This window comes from Ruegeria sp. HKCCD4315 (assembly GCF_013112245.1).
Taxonomy (GTDB): Bacteria; Pseudomonadota; Alphaproteobacteria; order Rhodobacterales; family Rhodobacteraceae; genus Ruegeria.
In genome coordinates this window covers 2,520,837-2,543,979 of sequence record NZ_WVRN01000001.1, presented here as the reverse complement: position 1 = coordinate 2,543,979, position 23,143 = coordinate 2,520,837, and the positions used below count along the sequence as shown (strand labels likewise).

Below are 23,143 nucleotides of genomic sequence, written 5' to 3'. Positions count from 1 at the left end.
CAATCGCTCTCGGCCACGTGCCACGCACTGATTGTTCAGGCCATGGAATCCATGAGTACTCAAGGGGGATCTAAGAGTGACTAACGTTACACAGAAGATTGGTATCGCTGCCTGTATGCTTACAGTGCTAAGTGCGGTGCCAGCGGTCGCACAACAAGACGCAATTGTGCATGATGGCGAGTATGAGTTCCTGCGCGCTCAATTTGGCGAACAATGGGATGCGCAGGACACCGAGATTGAAGCGAGGTTGGCGGAAATCCGGGACGCCAACGGCGGCAAGCCACCGAACTTTCTGTACATCCTTATCGATGACATCAGCTTCGGCCAGATGGGCGAGCGCAAGATGAACTACGTGATGGGGATAGAAACCCCGAATATCAATGATTTTGCCAGCGAAGGCATGTCGTTGATGCGTATGTACACCGAGCCCTCTTGCACTCCAACGCGTACGGCCATGTTGACCGGACGCCATCCGATCAGGGCCGGTGTGGAAGAAGTGAAAGTTGCTTTGGTCGGGGAAGGGCTGCCTGCCAGCGAAGTGACGCTGCCGGAAATCCTGAAACAGGCGGGTTACAATACAACCCACGTCGGAAAGTGGCACCAGGGCGATATCGAGGAGGCCTACCCGCACAATCAAGGCTTCGACTGGGCGGCTTTCCCGTTGCATCAACAGGTTCAGCTAAGCCTGATGACGCGCGAAGCGATGCAAGCGAATAATATGCTGGGATACCATGCGTCCGGACAGAACAATGCGTTTCTATTGGATGAGCGGTTCAAACCCTACGGTTTGGTAACGGGCGTCGAGGCGGAAGCAGGCGGGCCAGCGCGCGAGGTCGAAATGGCTGTGGGTGAAGAATGGACTCAAGCCAAGTATGAAGAGATGAACGAACGCTATCAGGCACAGGCGATCGAGCAGCTTGAGCGCGTTGCAACCCTGGATGAACCGTTTTTTCTCCAATACTGGCCGCTGTATCCGCTGAACTTTGCCTATCCTGATCAAGCACTGTCGCGTAACGGAGGGTTTCACGCGGACAAGTTGCAGCTTCTGGACGGCTGGATAGGTGAGGTCCTCGCCGCGCTGGAACAAACCGGCGAGGCGGACAACACCATAGTCATGATCATGGCTGATAACGGGTTGATGTACCATTACGAAGGGACATCCGGCTTGAACCAGCTGATATACCGGGGGGGCAAAACCCAACACCTCGAAGGGGGGGTGCGCACTGATGCGTTCATTCGCTGGCCCGGTGTGATTGAAGCTGACAGCGCTGCTGGTGACATTTTTCACGTCTCGGATATCTACACCACAATCGCGCGTATCGCGGGCGCTACGGACTATATCCCGCGTGACCGGGTGATCGATGGCATCGACCAGACAGCATTGCTGCTGGAAGGTGAAGGCAATGGGCGCAGAGACTACGTTTATGTGTACGAAGGTCCGGTCCTGCGCTCGGTCGTAAAGCAGGAGTTCAAGATGCACCTGCCGGCACCAGGCGCACCCGGAGCCGCAGCACCCACTTACAACATCTATCGCGACCCGCGCGAGCAGCATCCGCTTGTGGGGTACTCGCTTTGGGCCGGCGCGTCGTTTCAGGACATGATCAAGCGCCACCAGAAGATGATCGCCAAGTATCCGAACTCTGAGATCGGCAAAGACATCCCTTACGGCGGTATCGAAAACCTGCGCCCCGAAAGCGAAGAAGCACGACAGGTCTTCATGAGCTGGCAAGAGTGAAGCCCCAAGGGCGCGCGGGGCTGTCCACGCGCGCCTCAAAGGTAACGAAAGTGCATCGCGATGAGTAGCCAGCACATCAACAGGTCAATGTCATGATTGAAAGAACCACACCAACCCAAAGACAACATCTGGCCGTCACAAGCGTTGCCCTTTTTTAGGCTGGTCAGCAAATGGGAATGCGCAAGACGCGGACTGGGATTTCACAGGCTACCTATACCTCTGGGGCCCGGCACTGAGCGGCGAAACAACAACCGGTCGCAGCATTGACATCAGCTTCAGCGAAATACTCGACAATCTCGATTTCGCATAGATGGGCGCGGTCGAGGCGCGGCGTGGCAAATTGTTGGTTTTTTGCGGACACGTTGTATCTGGATCTGAGTGATGACCAGGACGCCGCCGTGGGTCCAGGCATTCCAGCCAATGCGGATGCCGAAGTGCGCGGGACAGTATTTTCCGACTCTGTTGGCTATGATCTTGTCGACAGCACTGACACGCAGGTCGCCGTTTTTGGCGGGTTTTGAGCCAACCAATGTCAGACCTCGTCGATCTACGCGGGGCAAAGACATCAAAGACCTAAGTCCTACACGGCAATGGAGAGAGACATGAACCTGGTTAGATCAATTGGCGTTACCCTCCTTCTGATGACGGTTGGCACATTTCCCGTTATCGCGGATGAGGAGCGGGCTGTTCCCCTGGAAGGTGTCCTCAACACCCGAGACCTCGGTGGCTTGAAAACGGAGGACGGTCGCGTTGTACGTGCGGGGCAACTCATCAGATCCGGCGAGATAGACGAGATCAGTGAGCGCAGCAAACAGCGCCTGGACGACATGGGGGTCAGCGCAATTGTTGATCTCAGAACCACATCCGAAGCGACGGCCCACCCGGCGCAATGGCCAGAAGGGGAGGGACCCAAACGCCATAATTTCCCTGTGATGGAAAGTGAAAGTCAGATGATTGAAGACATGCGCGCCAGCATAAAGTCAGGGACGGCCACCGCGGAGGGAACAGATGCCTTGTTTGCCGGTGCCTTTGGTTACATCGCAACGGATTATACAGACGAATACCGCGATCTGTTCGACGTTTTGCTTGGCCAGCCGGAAGGGGAGGCAGTTCTATTTCATTGCTCCGGCGGGAAGGATCGCACCGGTGTCGCGACCGCGCTTGTCCTGACCGCGCTTGGTGTCACAAAGGAAGACATTCAAGCCGATTTCATGATGAGCAACGTGCTTAAAGATGCTGACAACAAGGCCGAACAGATCGCGGCGGAAGTCAATGCGGCTTACGGCACAAATATGACGGCAGCAGCCGTCTGGCCTTCGCTCGGGGTTCGGGATTCCTATCTCGACGAGTTCTACAACAGCGTTGAAAAGAGCTATGGTTCGGTCGAAGGCTACCTTCGCGAAGGTCTTGGTCTTACAGATGAGGACTTGGACTCTCTACGAAACAGATACCTTCAATGAGGCTACCCTCTCCTCCCGCAAGTAGAGAGGGTCCGCCCCAAAGATTCCCCCAGGGCTGTTAACAAGTGGCTCGGGTGGTGGGGGCATAAACGGGGGCATTTCCCGGAGCGTTTAGCCCCAAGTGCCTGTCGTCGTTCCATGTTCTGATGAACTGGCTGGGGTGGTAGGATTTTTTGTCAACATGTTGAAAATTAACAAAATAAAGGAAATGGGGTCAATGGGTAGTGTTCGGAAATTGGTTTAAGTCCAGTATTGTGCCTCACTTTTCTGCTTTTGACTTTGTGTTTGCACTTTGTATGTCCGGAACGGACCGAGCGAGTAGCCTTAGATTGGAGGTACGGCACGTACGGTGACCAACTGCCTGGCCGCCATCCTTTCGCGATGTATCATATACAGCCCCGCACTGATGATGATCGCAATGCCAAGCAGGCTAAGCGTGTTCGGGAAATCATTGAAGACAAGATAGCCGAACAAGGTTGCGACCGGCAGCTCAAAATACTGCAGCGGTGCCAGCGTGACGGAAGGTGCAAAAGACAGCGCATAGGTCATCATCATGTGGCTCACCGTCGCGAAAAAGCCAGCGCCCAAAAGCCACAACAACGCGATATCTGTCGGCCAAACGGGATCAAACAAATCAGAGCCGGAACCTTGCGCAACAATTAGAGCTGGAATGCAAACCAGGCTGGCGATCAGGCCGGTGTGGAATTGCAGGGTCACAGGGTGCACCCGACGCGACAACCCCCGGGTTAAAAGAATGTAGAAAGCGAAGGCAACTGCCGTGCCAAGCGGAATAATAGCAACAGCGCCGAAAGCTGCGAAACTTGGCTGGATGACGAACAACACCCCGACAAACCCCACAAGCGCCGCGCCAACGCGACGCGGGCCAACGGCTTCTCCAAGATAGAACTTGCCGACCAACAAGACGATGAAAGGGGCAACGAACACGATTGCCAGCGCATCGGCAAGGGGCATCACCCGGATCGCGGCAATGAAGCAAAATGTTGCGAACACCAGCAGCAATGAGCGGAAAACCATCACCATCACCTGATCTTTCGCCACGCGCAACGACAGTCCCATTATCCAGATGAAAGGCGCCATTAGCACACATTGCACCACAAACCGAGCAGCCGTAATCTGCCCAACCGGCACACTGGTCGACGCGAGTTTCGCAGACACATCCAGCAAAGGAGCGGTTAGACAAAACCCCAGCATCAGCGCAACGCCAACAAGGGTGCGATCCGGAGATTGAGGTATGGGTTCGGCAGAGGTCATCGTTTCATTTAGAGATGTTGCCAAATGCTTGTCTGTTCTCAATACGACGACAGGCAAAAGTCCCGCAATCCACGAGTTCGGGTTGAATTGGATGTAGCGCTCGTGGCGAATTTCTCCTCTGAAGGGCCGCACAGCCGCGTCAGGTGGCCGGGCCAAAGGGCAGCTAAGGGCCGTTCACAAACTTCTCGATTTAGACTTAGAATTTTGAGATTTTCACTGCCAAGTCGACCTGAAGACGTCGAAGCACGCAATCAGCATGCCGCCTTACATAGCCTGTAACGTGTGGGTGAGGCCGTTTCGGATGTGATCCTCCAACAGTTTCTTGGCCGTGTCGGCGTCTCTGGCCAGCGCGGCATCGAACATGCCCTTGTGCTCCTTGACCGCCTCTTCGCCGCGATAAGTCAGCACAAGCATCTGATACCGCAGGTACTTGTCGTAGATGATTGAATGCAGAGACAGAAGGTTCTTGGAGTTACAGGCTGCGATCATCGCTTGGTGAAACTCCCAATCATATCGTTTCCAGGTTTCTTTCTCGGACTCGTCGCCTTTGAGAAGCTGCTGTTCCATCAGATGCAGTTTGTGGTGTGCGGCAACAAGGTTGCCTTCCCAGTCTGTGTCGCCATTCGCGATGGACAACTCCAACGCGTGGCATTCCAACAAGACTCGCAGCTCTGATATCTCGGTCAGGTCTTCTCGTGAAACCGGTGTGACCAGGAACCCCCGTTGCTCAGGAGCTTCAACAAATCCGTCGCTGGCGAGCCTGTTCAGCGTTTCACGAAGTGTCGAAAGGCTTGCCGAGTAGCGTTCCTTCAAGGCGTCCAGCTTCAGTTTGGAGCCGGGCTGCAACTCCCCGAAGATGATGTCCCGCTTGATTCGCTGATAGGTGCTTGCACCTATCGTAGACGGCTGTTTCGCCATGCGTTTCACCCGATATTATCAGTTTCCTCGTTCAATTAGCATTTTTCAGAGACATCAGCAATCCAAACTGATGTATGGTAAAAATAAAAATATCATACATTATTGCGGAATCGCGAAAACCCCAATACGGTCGTGGCCAAGTTGGGCAAAGCAGCCCGATCGCAATCATCGGTTTCGGGATTCGCCGGGCCCTCCGGAAGGAAGCAAAGTGTCTAAGAACTTTCGCATTGCCATTGTCGGCATTGGTCTTGTTGGACGCCGCCACGCGGACGCTATCCGAGCGTTGCGCCATGTTGATCTCGTCGCGGTGGTCGACCCCAGCGATGAAGGTCGTGCTTACGCCGTTGAGCACGGGGTCGCATGTTACGAGACCCTTGAGGAAATGTTTGTAAATCAGACGCCGGACGGAGCTGTCCTTGCGACCCCGACCACGCTTCATGTTGAACAAGGCCTCACGTGTGTTCGACATGGTTGTCCTCTTCTTGTCGAAAAGCCGATCGCCGTGGAAGCCACCGCTGCACTTGAGCTTGTTGAAGCAGCGGAGAAGGCCAATGTGCCACTGATGGTCGGACACCATCGTCGACACAATCCTCTGATCCGGTCGGCTAAGGAAGCCATTGTCGATGGGAAGATTGGAGATGTGCGCGCTGTCCATGCGAATTGCTGGTTTTATAAGCCAGACGAGTATTTTGATGCTGCGCCCTGGAGAAAGAAACCCGGTGCAGGGCCCATCTCGGTCAATCTTGTCCACGATGTGGATCTGCTGCGGTACCTGGCCGGAGAAGTCTTGACCGTTCAGGCTCAGTCGGCTGTATCCAAGCGCGGTTACGACAACGAAGATGTTGCCGGTGCTCTGTTGACGTTCGAAAGCGGGGCGATTGGAACCATAAGTGTGTCCGACAGCATCGTCGCTCCATGGAGCTGGGAGATGACGTCTCAGGAATATCCAATCTATCCTTCAACCACTGAGAGTAGCTACATGATAGGTGGCTCTCATGGTTCGTTGTCCGTTCCCGATCTTCGATTGTGGAGTTACCAGGGTGAGCAAAGGGACTGGTGGACGCCAATCTCATCAACCGCGCTGAAGAAGGGGGCGTCTGACCCTCTGGTCAATCAGCTTAGGCACTTTGTTGAAGTAGCTCGACACGAAGCAGAGCCGATTGTGTCTGGATGGGAAGGTTTAAAAACACTTCAAGTTATTGAAGCTATTCAGAATTCCTGCAGAACAGGTGAAACAGTCAGGATAAGAAACCTTCAGGAAACGCAGCAACAGAGATTGCAAGTAATGAAAAATATCTGATATTTTGTAAAACATCTTGCAAAATGTCCAAAATAGGTCAAAACTCTGAATCGCAAAAAAGAAGCATCATGATGTCTCAGGGAGGAGCAAAGTGATTACCAAACTTACCCGCCGGGCTGCTGTATCAGCCCTGGTTGCAACCGGTGTTCTGTTTAGCGCAACAAGTGGTGCGCTGGCGGAAGACAAAGTGCAACTTCGCCTCGCAACATCAGGATCAGAGACCGATCAACGCTCGGTCGCTATGGCCGAGGTTTTCGCGCCCATGGTCGCTGATTTCGCAAGCTACGAGCCCAGCTATAATGGAACCATCTTCGCCCAAGGAACCGAGTTGGACGCCATCAGCCGGGGTAACCTGGAAATGTCGATCACCTCGGCGCAAGAACTGGCACAGTTCTTCCCCGAGTTTTCGATATTTACAGCAGGCTATGTCCATCAGGACGCCGCGCATCAGGTGGCTGTCTTCAACGATCCCTTGATGGATGCCTTCAAGCAAAAGGCCGAAGAAGAACTGGGCGTCAAACTGCTGTCGGTCATGTATTTGGGCCGTCGTCAGGTGAACCTGCGCCAACCCAAGGATGAACTGACCGTCAGCACCCCGGCTGATCTGGAGGGTGTGAACCTGCGGATGCCGGGCACCGATGCGTGGCAGTTCCTTGGCAAAGCGCTGGGTGCCGCCCCGACACCAATGGCGTTCTCAGAGGTTTATACAGCTCTGTCGACCGGCGCCGTTGACGGTCAGGACAACCCGCTGCCGACCGTGGTTGATGCCAAGTTTTACGAAGTGACCAATCAGATCATCCTGACATCGCACTTGGTCGACTTGAACTATATCGCCATTGGCAAAGAAGTTTGGGACGGGTTGACGCCGGAACAACAAGCCAAGGTTCAGGAAGCTGCGGACGCAGCAGCGGAATCAGGCCGTCAGAAGCAACTTCAGAAAGAAGAGGATCTGGTCAGTTTCCTGAAAGAGCAGGGGATGGAAATCTACGAACCTGATCTGGCAGCCTTCCGCAATCAGGTACAGTCCATGTATCTGGATAGCGAATTTGCGGGTTCCTGGCCGGATGGTGTTCTGGACCAGATCAACGCGCTGGGCAACTGAATCCAGTAAATCGAGGGAGGGAGAACCACTATGAAAGCCTTTGTCAAGGGGTTCTCCCGACTGACCGAAGCGATTGCCGGCGGGATGCTGGCGGCAATCTTCCTGATCTTCCTTCTGCAAATTCTCTTGCGGTATTTCTTTACCCCCGCCGGTTGGACGCTTGAACTGATCGGCATCCTCTGGGTCTGGGTGATTTTTTTTAGCTGCGCCTTCATCGTGCGTGAGAGGGATCACGTGAAGTTCGACATCATCTACCTTTCGGTGCCGATGCGCGTGCGGCAGGTCTTTGCGATGCTGGCGGCCGCAGCGATTGTGGTTGGGATGCTCTACAGCTTCCTTCCGACATGGGACTACATCGACTGGATGAAAATCCGCAAAACCTCGACCGTGCGAAACCCGTTCTCGGGTGAGAAGATACCGCTGCGCACCGTGTTCTCAATTTATGCGGTGTTCATGCTGGTCGTGGCTGCGCGGTATGGATGGCTGTTCTTTGACATCCTGCGTAATGGCCCACCTAAGACCGAGTTGGAACTGGTCGTTGGGTACAACGTGGTTGACGATCATCCCCGCGTCGACGGTGAATACGACGAGGAAGCAGACAAATGAGTTTTGAACTTCTTTCCTGCCTGCTCGCTCTCTTTCTTCTGGCAGGCATCGGGACACCTATCGGCTATTCCATCCTCTTGGCCTCATTGGTGTACCTTGGCACGGCCGGATTGGACGTCGCCCTCGCGGGTGAGAAGATCCTGCAAGGCTTCTACAAAAGCACGATTCTGCTTGCCGTGCCTTTGTTTATCGTCGCCGCTAATATAATGAACGCTGGGTCGATCACAGACCGCTTGCTGAACTTCTGCGTCGCTGCGGTCGGTCGGTTCAAGGGCGGCCTCGGGCACGTCAACGTGGTTGCGTCGTTGATTTTCTCCGGCATGTCCGGCTCTGCCGTCGCGGATGCTGCCGGGATCGGCAAGATCATCATTGAGATGATGACCAAGGACGGCCGCTACAGCCGAGGCTACGCAGCTGCAATCACGGCGGCGTCGGCAACGATCGGCCCTATTATTCCGCCCTCGATTCCAATGGTTTTGTACGCGCTTGTTTCCAAGGCCTCTATCGGGTCGCTGTTCCTGGCAGGGATTCTGCCGGGCCTGATCATGGGCGTCGTCCTCATGGCGATGAACTACTATCTTGCCGGCAAGCGGAACTTTGCATTGGAAGAACCTGTTCCACTGCGCGAATTGCCTGCAAAAACCGCCAACGCGTTCCCGGCACTGCTGATGCCAGCAATTCTGCTCTACGGTATATATGGAGGCGTCACTACGCCGACCGAGGCCGCCGCAGTTGCTGCATTCTACGCCCTGCTACTGGCAGCGTTGTTCTACCGCGCACTGACCTTCCGTGGCCTTTACCAAGTGTTCGTCGACAGCGCGCGTTCTTCTGCCGCCGTCGGGGTGGTCATTGGTGGCGCGTTCATTCTGAACTTCATCGTCATTCAGGAGCAAATTCCTCAGTCGATCTCAGCCTTACTGGAAGGTTCGGATGTCAGCCCGATTGTGTTCCTGATCCTGGTTAACCTGCTGATCCTCGCGCTGGGATGCGTGTTAGACGCAACAACGATCATCCTGGTGATTGTGCCCCTGTTCATTCCAACCTGCGAAGCGCTTGGGATTGATCTGGTGCATTTCGGAGTGCTGGTCGTCGTGAACTCGATGATCGGTCTGATCACGCCGCCCTACGGCATTCTACTCTTTGTGATCAACGCCGTGACGGACATTCCGCTGCGAGAAATCATCTCGGAAATCTGGGCTTTCCTCGCGGTTCTCATCTTCGCCTTGGTGATCATGATGCTGATGCCGGATCTAGTCCTGTGGTTGCCGCGTTTGTTTGGATATCAAGGATAATGTGCCTCTCGGTTTCGACAACGTCGATCCCCGGTGATCTGGCTGAAAAGCTGAGTGCTATCGCTGACGCGGGATTCGGGGGTGTCGAATTACACGAACCGGATTTGACCGCTTTTGACGGATCGCCATCGCAAGTCCGCAAAATTGCATCGGACCTCGGCTTGAAGATTTGCCTGCTGCAACCCTTCCATAATCTTGAAGGCCAGCCCGATGTCGGACGTGAGCGCGCTTTTGATCGACTGAAGCGCAAACTCGACCTGATGAGCGAGTTGGGCACGGAATTGCTGCTTATCGGGTCTGCCTTCGAGGTCGATGTCGCCGCGACCGAAGAACAGGTAATCGCAGATCTTAGCGAGGCGGCCCAGATCGCTAAAGAAATGGGGATGCGTCTGGCCTATTTGGGTTTACCATGGTCGGATCTTAGTCACTCGGATGAACAGGCGTTAGGCGTCGTTGATGCTGTCGACAGCCCTAATCTGGGGTTGGCTTTGAATTCCTTCTTCTCGCTTGCCGACGGATCCAAACCAGCCCGCCTTCGGGACATTCCCGGAGAGCGGCTGTTCCATGTGCAACTGTCCGATGCACCCCGGCTTGAGATGGATATACGTCGGCTCAAACGGCACTTTGGACTTCTGCCGGGGCTTGGGTCGCTGAACCTTGCGGGCTTCGTTCGCGTTTTGTCCCGCGCCGGATACAAAGGGCCTTGGTCGGTTGCACGCGTCAACGAAGCAGCTCCTCAACCTGGTGGCCGAACACTGGCCCGAGACAGCTACAGGTCTCTGGTGAACCTCCTGGATGAGGTATCACGGACCGAGCCGGGAACCGATTTCGGCATCCCGGAACTGCCGGAACGCGTCTATGCATCAGGCTTTGAGTTCGTCGAATTTACAGCTGATGAAGTAAGCGGCGCGCAACTGGCAGATATGCTGTCAGCAATGTGTTTTCGAATGGAGCGAAAGCATGTGAGCAAGTCCGTCGAGCTGTGGCGGCAGGGCGCGATAAACATCGTCGTGAATACCGAAAAGGAAGGATTTGCCCATTCGGCGTTTCTGGGCCACGGCCCCTCCGTTTGTGATATGGGGTTGCGTGTCAAAGATGCGGATCAGACGGTTCAGCGAGCGACCGCGTTGGGCGCGCCGAATTTCGCACAGCCTGTAGGGGCCGGGGAACTGGATATCCCGGCTATTCGGGGCGTTGGTGGCAATGTTGTCCATTTCATAGATGAGAAATCCGATCTGCATCGGGTTTGGGACATAGAGTTCGAGCCGGTTGCGAAAACCAAAGCCACCCAACCTGCCGGTCTGCGTTGTATCGACCATCTGGCACAGACGATGCGTCACGATGAGATGCAAAGCTGGCTGCTCTACTACATTTCGACTTTTGAGATGGCAAAATCCCCGATCGTGAACGTTGCCGACCCGTCGGGTGTTGTGCAAAGCCAAGCCATCGAAAGCCCCGAAGGCGAAGTGCGTTTAAACCTGAATGGTGCAGTTGGGCGTCGAACACTGGCGGCTTCATTCCTTGAAGACGGATTTGATGCCGGTGTTCAGCACATCGCCTTCCAGTCGGACGACATATTTGAAACCTCAGCCCAATTGCGGAAGTCCGGTTTTCCCAGCCTGTCCATCCCAGAAAACTACTACGCTGATCTGCAAGCGACATTCGGATTAGATGACGAATTGGTTGCCCAACTGCGCCGAGGCAACATTCTTTACGATCGGGCAGCGGGTTCCGAGTATTTTCAGATATACAGCCGCCCCATCTTTAACGGCTTCTTCTTCGAAATTGTTGAACGCCGCATGGGTTATGCCGGTTACGGTGCGCGTAACGCGCCCATTCGCCTCGCCGCACAAAGCAAAACCCAGACGTTCAAAGAGGTGAAGACTCAATGACTGTGCTGGATGAAAACATGACGATGGATGAGCGCGCCGTTCGCCAATGGTGGCGTACCTCCATCATCGACATGAAGCCCGGTCAGATCGCGTTTCGTGGCAACGCCATAGAGGACCTGATCGGGAACGTATCTTTCCCGCAAATGATCTGGCTGATGGTGCGGGATGATCTGCCCAGCGACGCACAAGCGCGCCTGTTCGAAGCTGCTTTGGTCGCAGGCGTGGATCACGGCCCACAGGCTCCCTCAATCGCGGCTGCGCGTATGGCCGCCACCTGCGGGGTAGGTCTCAATAATGCGATGGCGACCGCGGTGAACATGCTGGGCGACGTGCACGGCGGGGCAGGAGAGCAGTGTGCAGAGCTGTACTATGATATCGAAGTCCGCATGGATGCGGAAGCTTCGCTGAATGACGCTGTTCGGGATGGCTTGGACAGCTGGCGCGAGACCTACGGCAAGATCGTATCGGGCTTTGGTCACAGGTTTCACAAGCCCGTTGACCCACGCGCACCACGATTGATGCAACTTGTTCGAGATGCGGCGGCAGAAGGCACAGTTTCTGGCCGGTTTGCCGATATCGGAGAAGAGGTTCAAGCCGAACTCGGTCGTCAACGAGGCGGTCGGCCAATTGCCATGAATATTGACGGCGCGACAGCTGTGATCTTCTGCGAACTTGGCTTTCCTGCGCCCTTGTCGCGGGGGCTGTTTTGCCTGTCCCGCTCGGTCGGAATACTCGCCCACGCTTGGGAACAGATGAACCAGGGTGGCCGCAACAAAGGGCCGATGCCCCCGAATTACTTACCCCTCTACGAAGACAGGAATGATGACACGTGAGACATCGAAATCCTTCCGGGTCGGCCTTATCGGCTGTGGTCGTATCAGTGATATTTATCTAAAGACACTATCCAAATTCTCAAACGTTGAGGTCGTGGCTTGCGCAAGCCTTGATCCTTCGGAAAGCCGCGTCAAAGCGGATCAATACGGTGTCGCCAAGGCCTGCACGCCAGATGAAGTGTTTGACGATCCGACGATTGACTGCGTTCTGAACCTGACAATTCCCGCGGCGCATGCGGAAATCAGTTTGCGCGGGTTAGAGGCGGGCAAGCACGTCTATTCCGAGAAGCCGTTGGTTATGAATCGAACGGATGGTAAGGCGATCCTGCACATGGCCTCTGAAAAGGGGTTACTGGTCGGTTGCGCGCCCGACACGTTTTTGGGCGGTCGCTGGCAGACCGTTCGGCGCTTGATCGACGAGGGTGCCATTGGCAAACCGACAGGGGTTTTTGCCCATGTCGGCACCCACGGGACAGAACGCCACCATCCCAATCCGGATTTCTACTATAAGGCGGGTGGTGGGCCCTTGCTGGACCTTGGGCCGTACTACCTGACCGCCATGATCTGCTGCCTTGGTCCCGTTGACCGGGTCGCCGGAATGGCGCGATGCACGTTTGACAAAAGGATGATCGAAAACGGCCCTCGCAACGGCGAATGGATGGACGTCGAGGTCGACACGCACTCCCTTAGCCTGCTGCAGTTCTCCTCCGGAGCTATAGGGTCGATGACCATGAGCTTTGACGTCTGGGACAGCGAAACGCCGCGGTTCGAGATCTACGGAGAAAACGGCACCATCAGCATTCCTGATCCAGACCCGGTTCATGGTGCCAATATCTTTCAAGGGGATGTCTGGCTGAAAACGCAGGAGACCTCACGCTGGTCTCATCAGCCTCGTCCAACCGGTCGCGAAGACTGGCAGGTGGTCGAAAACAAACACGGGTTCAATGAAGACAGCCGCGGGCTCGGCCTTTTGGATCTGGCCCTGGCGGCGCAAGAAGGACGCCAACCCCGTGCAAGTGGAGCGCTTGCCTACCATGTTTTTGAAGTCATGGACGCAATTGAACGGGCACCAAGATTCGGCGCCTATCAGACTATAGAAAGCCGGTGCGAAGCGCCGATGCCTCTGCCTGTCGATTTCCTCAACGATGAGAGGAAGGAGCTGGTCTATGCCTATTCAGACTCTTGACTTTGCCCAGCCATTTTTTCGCGTCCAGCACATCACTGATGAAGACAGAGTATCTGTCGAGGGTCGCGCCATTGTTCTGAATCTCGGGGAGAGGGGCCTCTCTGTCGAGGATCAAACCGTTGCACCGCTTTCCTCCGTGATCGTGCAAGACAGCACGCTTGGCGGCGTGGAACGCGCAGTCATTGTCCACGGTTTCGACTTCCATGCCGATGAAAACGAGTTGTTCGCATGGGTGAAAGACACCTGGCCATCCGCTTTTGATGTTCGCCAAGAGGAGCGTTTGCGCGGTGTCAGCCACTACATGTCGCCAAAGGTCTTCGTGGGTAACGTTGGGCTGACCATGTACCATTCCGGTTCGGTCCCATTGAATGTCGGATTGCACAAGGATCATCCTTTCTGCCCGGTACCGGGGTTTCGCGAAGTGCATACGCAAATCGTAGGCTTTGGCAAAATGCAGCAATGCCGCGAACGGGACGTTGAAACTCTTTACCTGGAAGAATTCATGGCCCCCGGCACGACGCACAGGCCGATGTATGACGCTGAAGGCAACTATCCCTGGCATCAGTACGAGACGATTACCCCCAGCATTTTCATGGCGGTGGAAATGCTGCCGGAAGGCGTACGGGTCCCGGAAATGGAGATTCAGAATGGCTGAGAGACTATTGCCCGAAGACCTGAACTTTGACGGCCCTTTCCCCCAGTTGTCTCGCCGTTTGCGGCTGGGCGTTGTTGGCGGTGGGCGTATCTCGGTCACGCAGGCAACGGCGGCCCGGATGACCGACCGGTGGGAGGTCGCTGCAGGTGCGCTCAGTTCCGACGCTGCGCGCAGCAAGGTGCGTGGGGCCGATTGGTATCTGCCGGCCGACCGGTGCTACGCGTCCTTCGACGAGATGGCAAAGGCCGAGGCGGCACGCCCGGATGGTGTGGACGCGGTGATGATCACCACCCCGAACCACGTTCACTTCGACGCGGCCAAAGCCTTTCTGGAGGCGGGCATTGACGTGCTGTGCGACAAGCCCCTGACCAATGAAGTCGCCGAGGCAGAGGGGCTTGAGGAGATCACCGCGCGCGCGGGACAGGTCTTTGCCGTCGGATATGCGATGTCGTGCTTTCCAGTTATCCGGCAAGCCAAACAAATCGTGGCGGAAGGAGGCATCGGTAAAATCAACCAAATCCACGTCGAGTTCATGCAAGACTGGATGACGCCCGATGATGTGGCTGATGCGCCCCACGTCAAATGGCGGCTGGACCCAAAGATTTCTGGCCCGACCAGCTGTGTCGGCGATATTGGAACCCATGCCGCGCATTTGGCCAGTTTTGTCTCGGGCCTGCCCTTGACCAACCTACGGGCCGAGTTCCATGTCTGCGGCGCGCCCAAGCCTTTGGAAGACACGGTGTTCATGCTCACCCGTTATCAAAACAAAGTTCCCGGAACCTTGATGGCGACACGCCTTGCCCCCGGGAATCGGGGAGGGTTGCGTTTGCGCATATTCGGGAACGAAGGAGGTCTCGAGTGGGATCTGGAGAATTCGGAGCAGCTGAAGTTCAATCGGTTCGGTGAGCCGGATCGTATCATCAGCCGAGGTCACGGGCATGGCATCGGCCCCGGCGCAGAACGTCTGATCCGTACCGCGCGCGGCTTCCCTGAAGGGATTATCGAAGCCTGGGCCAACCTCTATACGGAATTTGCCATGGCCGTAGCCGCGCGTCGGGATGGGGTCGCCGTTCCGGCCAATTGGCTGGCGTATCCCGGTGTCGGTCAAGGCGCGGATGGCGTCCGATTCATAGATGCCTCTGTGCGCTCTCACCAGTCCGGAGGCGACTGGGTCACCGTCTAAAGCCGCGCCAGCACAAAGATAAAACACGCCCGGGCTATTGCTCGGGCGTTTTCATTTTCTGCTCAGTATTAAAAGTTGATATTTTTAAAAATATCAGATATTTTTTACTACGTGTGATGAATTTGAGATTCGCAGACACGTGGAGCTGTCGTTCATGGTGAAACCCGAAGAGGCTGGCGCAGGCCCCTCTCTCTATTCCTTGGCGCATCTGACGCTGATTGGCTGTACGCCGCCCGAGTTGGTCTATATCGCCGCGCGGGCAGGCTATGACGCTGTCAGCCCTCGGTTCATTCCGATGCATGTGCCCGGAGAGTTCACTCAATCCCCGATCGACAAGGCGCAGGTGCAGGCCACCAAAGCTGCTCTTTCCACCACTGGTCTAAAGGTTCTGGATATCGAGATTGCGCGTATCACCGAAGATGTTGACCCACGCAGTTTTGAGCCTTCTCTGGAGATCGGCGGGGAACTGGGCGCCAAACGCATGATCATGAGCGCGTGGACCAACACCCGCGATGATCGTGACTTTCTGATCGACGTCTATTCCGAAACCTGCGAACTGGCGGCGCCCTACGGGCTAACAGTGGACTTGGAATTCCCAAGCTTCTCTCGCTTGCGCACTCTGGATGAGGCCCTGGATATTGTCCGCGCCTCTGATCAACCGAATGGCGGTATTCTGGTCGATACGCTTTATCTGCACCTCAGTCGCGTTGATCTCGGAGAGCTTCTGCACGTCCCCTCGGAGTTGTTTCACTTCCTGCATATCTCCGATTGCCTGCCCGGCATCGCCGATACGCGCGAGGGCATGATCCAGTTGGCGCGCGATGCGCGGCTCTATCCCGGCGAAGGTTGGATCGATTTCACCGGCATCATCGAACGGATGCCGCCCGTCGACTATTCCATCGAACTGCCCAACCAAAGCCGCGTTGCCGAGTTGGGATATGAAGAACACGCGCGTCGCTGTCTCAGCCACGCCAAGCGAACATTCGGCGAGGCGCGGTCACAGCGTCGTGTGCCCGATGCTGCAATTCTAAAACACCAAGAGGATCATCATGGGCAAAGAGCTCACTGAAAACGACCGCAACATGGCGGCCGATATGCTGGCACGCGCCCGCGCTGCTATGGCCGAGATCGAGGATTGGGATCAGGACAAGCTGGACCGTCTATCTCAGGCCATTGCGTGGTATGCTGGGAACGAGAAGACCTTCACGCGTCTGGCCCAGCAAGGCGTGGACGAAAGCGGTATCGGAGATCGCGAAGGGCGCCCTGCGAAGCGATTTAAGATTCACATGGTGCTGCGTGATGTTCTGCGCACGCCCTCGACGGGGATCGTCGAAGTCGACGAAGAAAAGGGGCTCGTGAAATACGCCAAACCTGCGGGTGTGATCGCATCCTTGATTCCCATGACCAACCCTGCGATGACGCCACCGGTGACCGGCGTGTCCGCCGCGAACGCCCGGAATGCGGTCATCTTCAGCCCGCACCCGCGAACCGCCCATACCACCTTTGAGATGGTCGAGGTCATGCGCGCAGCCTGCCGTGCCGCCGGTGCCCCCGAAGACCTATTCCAGTCGATCCGCAAACCATCGATCCCGTTAACACAGCACCTCATGGAGATTTGTGACCTGACTCTGGCAACGGGTGGCAAGCCGATGGTCAAAGCGGCCTACAGTTCTGGGCGCCCGGCCTATGGCGTTGGCGCGGGCAATTCGTCCATCGTCATCGATGAAACCGCCGATCTGGACATCGCCGCGCAGAACACTCGCATTTCAAAGACCTCCGACTTTGGGTCGGGCTGCTCGGCCGACGGCAACATCATCATCCAGCGCTCAGTTTACGACGATATGCTCAAGGCGCTTCAAGCCGAGGGCGGCTACCTGTGTTCGGATGAAGAGAAGGCCATGCTCGAAGCGGCCATGTGGGACGAAAAGGGAAACCGTACGTTTCCGACCATCGCCTGTCCGCCGCAGCAAACGGCCAAGGTCGCCGGTTTCAGCATTCCCGAAGATCGCAAGTTTCTGATGGTTGAAAATCAGGGGCAAATTGGCCCGCAGCACAAGTTCTCCAAGGAAAAGCTGACCACATTGATGGCGCTTTATCACTTTGACACGTTCGATGACGCGCTGGAAACGGTCAGCCTGATCTACAACACCGGGGGTAAAGGCCATTCCTGCGGGATTTATAGCCACAATGATGATCACATCGATCAGCTCGCGCGTTTGGCCCCGGTCAGCCGCATGATGGTGCGGCAGCCGCAATCCAAGGCCAACGCGGGTGCCTGGACTAATGGCATGCCTATGACCAGCAGCTTGGGTTGCGGCATCTGGGGCGGCAACATCACCAATGAAAACGTCACCATGAAACATATGATGAACTACACTTGGGTCAGCCGCCCGATCCCTGAGGATCGCCCCTCGGAGCCGGACCTGTTCGGTGAGTTCTACGGACAGGAGGTCGCGTGATGGACGGGGCAAAACTGGAAGGCAAAACCGTCGCTGAACATATCATCGACTTTCTCGAACGTCGTGAGGTCAAACATGTGTTCGGCCTGTGCGGACATACGAATATCGCGGTTCTGGCCGCTTTGGCCGAAAGCCCGATTGATTTCGTCACGGTGCGGCACGAACAGATCGCCAGCCACGCGGCAGACGCTTACGCCCGCGTGACGGGCAAGGCCTCGGTGGTGTTGTCACACCTCTCCCCAGGTTTGACAAACTGTGCCACCGGGGTCGCCAATGCCGCGCTGGACTGTATCCCGATGGTTGTGATCGCAGGCGACATTCCTACGCATTACTACGGCAAACATCCGCATCAGGAGGTGAATCTGCACGCAGACGCGGCCCAGTGGGAGATTTACCGCCCTTTTGTCAAACGTGCCTGGCGGGTGGATCGCGCAGACCTGATGGCCGAAATCTTGGAAAAGGCGTTTCATCTCGCTGAAAGCGGCCAGCCCGGGCCGGTACTGGTCAATGTCCCCATGGACGTCTTTTCGGAGGTGATCCCCTCGGACAGTTTCGACCGTATCCGCGACAACACGCGCGCGTTCAAGAAACCATCGATTGACGACGAGACAGCGCGTGAGATCGTCGAAGTGTTGGCGAAGGCCGAAAACCCGGTTGCCTATGTCGGAGGTGGTATTCTTCTGGCACAGGCCAGCGAGGAGTTGCGAGAATTTGTTGAACATATGGGTCTGCCAGTCGCGCATTCCCTGATGGGTAAAGGCGCGCTGCGAGACGACCATCCGCTTGTGCTGGGAATGACTGGGTTTTGGGGCACCGAGTTGGTCAACCAGTCTTGCCTGAATGCGGATTACATCTTTGCGGTGGGAACCCGGTTCAAAGAGGCCGATTGTTCCAGCTGGTATCCCGGATACACATTCAACATTCCCGGTTCGAAGGTCATTCACATCGACATTGAGCCGCAGGAGATCGGTCGGAACTATCCCACCGAGATCGGCGTCGTTGCTGACGCCAATGCCGCTTTGCGCGTCCTCAACCGGGTCGCCCGCGAGATGTATCCGGACGGTTTCAAACGCCCCGCTCTGGAACAGAAGATCGCCGACTTCCGAACGGATTTCAAAGCGCACAACGTGGAAATGGCGACCTCATCGGCCTTTCCAATGATGCCCGAGCGTATTCTGGCAGACACCCGCAAGGCACTGCCCGAGGATGCCATCATCACCACGGACGTCGGGTGGAACAAGAACGGTGTCGGGCAACAGTTCGATATCCTGACGCCCGGTTCAATACTTACCCCAGGCGGGTTCGCCACGATGGGCTTTGGCCCCCCCGGCGCGATCGGCGCGAAACTGGCAGCGCCAGATCGCGTGGTGATCAGTCTGGTCGGCGATGGTGGCTTCGGTCAAAACCCGTCGATGCTCGCAACGGCCGTCGAACTCGATCTGGGCATCATCTGGCTGGTTATGAACAACAACGCCTTCGGAACAATCGCCGGCCTTCAAAAAGCGCACTACGGATTGACCTATGGAACCACGTTCCCCGGATCAGCCGCCGCGCCCGCAAACGGACCGGGCTATGCCGACATAGCGCGAGCCTACGGCGCGGAAGGGCACAGGCTCAGTGCTGCCGACGAACTGTTGCCCGCACTGGAAGCGGCAATCGCCAGTGGCAAACCAACCGTGCTCGATGTGCCAATGATCAACAACCCAACACCAACGACCGGACATTGGAACATTTTGGACATATACTCGCCGGACAAAGACATATCTCACGTCGCGACTTGACGAAACTGGGCGCGTTCAGGCGCGTCCCGTTTCTTGTGCGAATGCACATCCGTGCTCGAGGAAATACCCGTCTTAGTGTTGCAAAGGTTGCCATGGCAAGCCGAAGGTTAGTCGCGGTCTGACATCAATTGGCGTTGGCTGAAAGAAAGACAGAAAGAAAACCTGAGGCGAACCTCTTCATTGAACATGTCTATCCAAATTCAAAAAAGCTTTGTATTTTGGCTGATCCAGCGCACATGCACTGGATCAGTAAGTGTACTGTTATGCCAGTTGGGCAAGGTTGCCTGACCGGAAGGCAAAGGGCCTGGGCGCGATTGACGGAGCACGGTTCAAGCACTGCGACCTAATTGACGACATGCTGGGATCCGAACTCGAGGTTTTCGTGCTGTTAAAAGACAGATGAGAGGTGCTTACTCGTCACCGAACAAAATTCATTCTTTGTTCGATAATAGGTCTTCGAGATTGTCATATGGCGCGGTGTCCCTAAACTGTTTCACGAGTTCAGCGTCGTTTGAACGGTCCCGCTCGCACGTTTTCAGTAGCCGCCATAGGTGAAGAAGAAGAATGATTGTCGCTCCCGCGGCCGCAATATTGAAGGCGATTTCCCACGTTGTCATTTTGATGTTCCCACAATTGATAAGTTGCATTCCCGTAACCGCAGAACCTGCCATGACACTTGACGAAAACCGGAACCTGTGGGTCTGAGCCCAACTTGCCACTGAAAGATCATGTCTCAGGATGACCTGAAAAACCTATTGCACTCTATCAGCCGGCCGACGCCGGAAGAAGAAGCATTTTTCGCCAAACGTCGCTCCCTTGGTCTCGGTGTCGGGCTCGATGAGCATGGGAAAATAGTCTATCCGAAAAAGCTCGTATTCATCGACTTCGAGGCATCCTCGTTTAGCCCTGAAAGCTGGCCGATCGAACTTGGTATTGCGTGGATCGAACAGCAAGACGTCGTTGTCGAAAGCAAGCTCATACAGCCAGATCCTGACTGGTTGCTCGATGATTGGTCAGAGAAAAGCGCTGCCGTACAAAATATTCCTTTCAGCGCCTTGAAGACGGCGGAACCCGCGGAAGATGTAGCACGCTGGTTGAAAGAAATTGTAGGCGATAACGTCCTTGTCAGCGACGCTCCTGAGCTCGACCAACGCTGGCTTGACTGTCTTCTCGCAACGCTCGGTGAACGTGCGAGGCAGATCGATGACTTTGACCGGATCGTCTGGGTCTCGTTTTCTCAGGAAGACGGCGTTGTTGCACCCGGTGCGATCGAGCAAGTCTACGAAACGCGAGCGGAGCGTCCAACAACACATCGAGCAGGCGCAGATGCCGCAAATATGGCCCACGCGTATAGATCCGGGTTACCTCGGCTTTCTTCCCCCGACTTTCTCGAGCCAATGTCCGAAGAGGATCTGCAGCGCTGGGAAGGTGGAGCGGAGGACAATAACTGAGTACGCCGAGGGAAGCATATCCTCACCGCACCAGTTACAGCTCAGTCTGTAGATGCTCCGACCCGTCTTGGCTGGCAAGTCTTATATCCGAGGCTTGGCGGACCGGGCATTGCGAGCGGTGCACTTGCACGGTTTCAAAGCGACAGGCAAAGAAACTGGTTTGGGACCTGGTTTGATAGTTTTTTTGGCAGGCGTTTTCGGAAATAGAAAATACGGCCGCGGCGCATGAGGTAGGGGCCCGCATAATAACGGGGTTTGCGCGACCGCGCGCCGGGTCGATTTCTTGCTGGCGGTGTCACAGCATGTGTCACAGTTTCCGAATGCTGTGACACATTGGATTTTCCGGAGGCTCTGTCGCCCCTTATTTTCCTGGCTTTTCTGGAAAAGGTGGCTGGGGTGGTAGGATTCGAATCTACGATACACGGTACCAAAAACCGGTCCATTGTGCTCATGTAGTTGTTTTTATTGCACAAAAATCAACAGGTGCGGCACAAGTGTCCAATGCGCGTGGACACTATGGACACCAAACTGGACACCTACTTGCCCCGGTTGTTGAGCCAATCGACCGCAGCATCCGCGTGCTGGGGCAGGGCGTGCGTGTATGTGTCCAAGGTCTGTTTGTTGCTAGCATGTCCCATGCGTTCCGAGACGACCGCGACCGGCACCTGATGGGCCAGCATTTCCGACGCCATGCCGTGACGCCTGCTGTAGCTGCCCGTCGTCAGGCCGTGCTTGTCCGCCATCCGTTTGATGACCTGACCCGCCTGTCGGACCGTCCAAAGCTGTGCGGACTGCGACGGAAAGACCAGCCCGTCTTTCGGCCAGATGCCGCCCGAAGCTAGGTGCAGTTCTGCGTGGTGCGCCTTCAGTTTCCGCAGCGATGCGATGGTCCGCTGTGACAGCGCGACCCGGCGAACGGACACATCATTCTTCGGCGTTTCTTTGATCTGGTAATGGTTGGCACTGATGCGTTCCTGCGCCCGCCATATGTCGATGACACCCGCATCCAGATCAACCGCATCCCACATCAGCGCGAGAACTTCACCCGGTCGTGCGCCACTGTCCGCGATGGTTTCGACATAGGTCGCGGCAATGGGTTTCCCGGCTAACCAAAAGTGATCGGCAAGGGTGTAGCTGTCATCCAGCGATGCGACCTTGGCCCGCTTCTTGGTGATCTTTGGGCGCGTGGCATCGATCCACGGTTCACCCGAAATCAGTTTCCACTTTCGCGCCTGACGAAGCGCGGTGCGCAACACGTCATAGAAGTGACGCCGCATGAAATCCGAAACGCCATCGGTCACCATCTGGGCAACCATTGCGTCGATCACCTGCCCGGTCACTTTGTCCAATGGCTTGTCGCCAATGTATTCGAGAACCCGCGCGACCCGCTGTTCATTCGTCCTGGCTGTGGTGACGGACGTGTGCGCCCGCACGTGCAGCAACCACTTGTCGGTGATGAAACCCCGCAGTGTTGTCTTGCGGCCTTCTGTGGCCGTTGGTGCGGCCCGTTCGGTCGCTTCGATGTGGTTGGCTTCGGCCACGGCTGCGCGTTTGCCACCGGACCCGGTGAACATCTTCGACCGTTTGGACCGCTTACCCGTCACCGGGTCGGTGACGGTCCACCGCATGAGCCATTGGCCCGGTTTCTTTTCAGTTGCTGTTGCCATTAGCTTGCATCGACAGCGACACGTGACTGATTGTTCGTTGATTGATTGTGATCTGATGTGACGCACGCACAGTGACGCACACACCATCCATCCCCATCACTATCTTCACGCAATGCAACGATGATGACTGATCACTGATCGATGACGTGACGATGTATATACGTTTGATGGACGGTAGCTGATCGATCTAGGGCGGGGGTCGAGTGAAGCATCGATAGGGAGTTCGTCACCGGCGTGGGTCCAAAACTTTTCGTACTAATTTCAGATTTGACCGGGGTTCACGCAAAAATCTTGCAACAGATAGTAATTTGACGCCACAATAATACCGTTGGAACACACTGATTCAGGATG

Annotated in this window: 19 protein-coding genes; 16 read left to right on the top strand and 3 right to left on the bottom strand. The window is 55.8% G+C overall.

Going from position 1 to position 23,143, the window contains the following annotated elements:
* The first annotated feature begins 76 nt into the window (after positions 1-76).
* The 3 genes from GS646_RS12645 to GS646_RS12635 all read left to right on the top strand — a co-directional run bounded on the left by GS646_RS12645 (position 77) and on the right by GS646_RS12635 (position 3,195).
* Positions 77-1,735, top strand: coding sequence for a sulfatase-like hydrolase/transferase (locus GS646_RS12645; protein ID WP_371732079.1), 1,659 nt, complete (start codon positions 77-79; stop codon positions 1,733-1,735).
* Between the two features lie 332 nt (positions 1,736-2,067).
* Entirely contained in the window at positions 2,068-2,256 is a 189-nt protein-coding gene (locus tag GS646_RS12640) for a hypothetical protein (protein ID WP_171188274.1), read from the top strand.
* A gap of 120 nt (positions 2,257-2,376) precedes the next feature.
* Positions 2,377-3,195 carry a tyrosine-protein phosphatase gene (locus tag GS646_RS12635; RefSeq protein WP_171188272.1) on the top strand — a complete coding sequence of 273 codons (819 nt, stop codon included), beginning with the start codon at positions 2,377-2,379 and terminating at the stop codon, positions 3,193-3,195.
* 324 nt (positions 3,196-3,519) lie between these two features.
* On the opposite strand, the gene GS646_RS12630 is transcribed toward GS646_RS12635, so the two are convergent.
* Together GS646_RS12630 and GS646_RS12625 are read right to left on the bottom strand one after the other, a co-directional pair.
* Complete coding sequence (locus GS646_RS12630; protein WP_371732109.1) at positions 3,520-4,467, bottom strand: DMT family transporter; 948 nt, start codon at positions 4,465-4,467, stop codon at positions 3,520-3,522.
* A 264-nt stretch (positions 4,468-4,731) separates the two neighbouring features.
* Positions 4,732-5,385, bottom strand: coding sequence for a GntR family transcriptional regulator (locus GS646_RS12625; RefSeq protein WP_171188270.1), 654 nt, complete (start codon positions 5,383-5,385; stop codon positions 4,732-4,734).
* Between GS646_RS12625 and GS646_RS12620 the strand changes: the two genes are divergently transcribed.
* The 13 genes from GS646_RS12620 to GS646_RS12560 all read left to right on the top strand — a co-directional run bounded on the left by GS646_RS12620 (position 5,384) and on the right by GS646_RS12560 (position 21,125).
* Positions 5,384-6,685, top strand: coding sequence for a Gfo/Idh/MocA family protein (locus GS646_RS12620; protein WP_253758608.1), 1,302 nt, complete (start codon positions 5,384-5,386; stop codon positions 6,683-6,685). The genes GS646_RS12625 and GS646_RS12620 overlap by 2 nt on opposite strands.
* Before the next feature lie 91 nt (positions 6,686-6,776).
* On the top strand, positions 6,777-7,787 hold the full coding sequence (gene dctP / locus GS646_RS12615) for a TRAP transporter substrate-binding protein DctP (RefSeq protein ID WP_171188269.1): 1,011 nt from the start codon (positions 6,777-6,779) through the stop codon (positions 7,785-7,787).
* 30 nt (positions 7,788-7,817) lie between these two features.
* Positions 7,818-8,393: a TRAP transporter small permease gene (locus GS646_RS12610; protein WP_171188267.1), complete on the top strand. Its 576-nt coding sequence runs from the start codon at positions 7,818-7,820 to the stop codon at positions 8,391-8,393.
* A complete protein-coding gene (locus GS646_RS12605) occupies positions 8,390-9,685 on the top strand; it encodes a TRAP transporter large permease (protein WP_171188265.1) in 1,296 nt (431 codons plus the stop codon). The genes GS646_RS12610 and GS646_RS12605 overlap by 4 nt, the downstream gene beginning before the upstream one ends.
* A complete protein-coding gene (locus tag GS646_RS12600; RefSeq protein WP_171188264.1) occupies positions 9,685-11,577 on the top strand; it encodes a bifunctional sugar phosphate isomerase/epimerase/4-hydroxyphenylpyruvate dioxygenase family protein in 1,893 nt (630 codons plus the stop codon). The genes GS646_RS12605 and GS646_RS12600 overlap by 1 nt, the downstream gene beginning before the upstream one ends.
* Positions 11,574-12,410, top strand: coding sequence for a citryl-CoA lyase (locus GS646_RS12595; protein ID WP_253746776.1), 837 nt, complete (start codon positions 11,574-11,576; stop codon positions 12,408-12,410). The genes GS646_RS12600 and GS646_RS12595 overlap by 4 nt, the downstream gene beginning before the upstream one ends.
* Complete coding sequence (locus tag GS646_RS12590; RefSeq protein ID WP_253746775.1) at positions 12,400-13,596, top strand: Gfo/Idh/MocA family protein; 1,197 nt, start codon at positions 12,400-12,402, stop codon at positions 13,594-13,596. The genes GS646_RS12595 and GS646_RS12590 overlap by 11 nt, the downstream gene beginning before the upstream one ends.
* A complete protein-coding gene (locus GS646_RS12585) occupies positions 13,577-14,251 on the top strand; it encodes a hypothetical protein (RefSeq protein WP_171188262.1) in 675 nt (224 codons plus the stop codon). Before GS646_RS12590 ends, GS646_RS12585 begins: the two co-directional genes overlap by 20 nt.
* The gene (locus GS646_RS12580) at positions 14,244-15,434 is read left to right on the top strand and encodes a Gfo/Idh/MocA family protein (protein WP_171188261.1); all 1,191 of its coding nucleotides are present in this window, start codon (positions 14,244-14,246) and stop codon (positions 15,432-15,434) included. Before GS646_RS12585 ends, GS646_RS12580 begins: the two co-directional genes overlap by 8 nt.
* A gap of 154 nt (positions 15,435-15,588) precedes the next feature.
* Positions 15,589-16,503 (top strand): sugar phosphate isomerase/epimerase, encoded by a 915-nt coding sequence (locus GS646_RS12575; RefSeq protein WP_171188260.1) that lies wholly within the window; start codon positions 15,589-15,591, stop codon positions 16,501-16,503.
* The gene (locus GS646_RS12570; RefSeq protein WP_171648718.1) at positions 16,484-17,893 is read left to right on the top strand and encodes an aldehyde dehydrogenase family protein; all 1,410 of its coding nucleotides are present in this window, start codon (positions 16,484-16,486) and stop codon (positions 17,891-17,893) included. Before GS646_RS12575 ends, GS646_RS12570 begins: the two co-directional genes overlap by 20 nt.
* Positions 17,893-19,674: a thiamine pyrophosphate-binding protein gene (locus GS646_RS12565; RefSeq protein WP_171188257.1), complete on the top strand. Its 1,782-nt coding sequence runs from the start codon at positions 17,893-17,895 to the stop codon at positions 19,672-19,674. Before GS646_RS12570 ends, GS646_RS12565 begins: the two co-directional genes overlap by 1 nt.
* A 728-nt stretch (positions 19,675-20,402) precedes the next feature.
* Entirely contained in the window at positions 20,403-21,125 is a 723-nt protein-coding gene (locus GS646_RS12560; protein ID WP_171188254.1) for a hypothetical protein, read from the top strand.
* Between the two features lie 536 nt (positions 21,126-21,661).
* Here the strand turns inward: GS646_RS12560 and xerC are convergent.
* Entirely contained in the window at positions 21,662-22,792 is a 1,131-nt protein-coding gene (xerC, locus tag GS646_RS12555; protein WP_171675757.1) for a tyrosine recombinase XerC, read from the bottom strand.
* Positions 22,793-23,143: the final 351 nt, after the last annotated feature.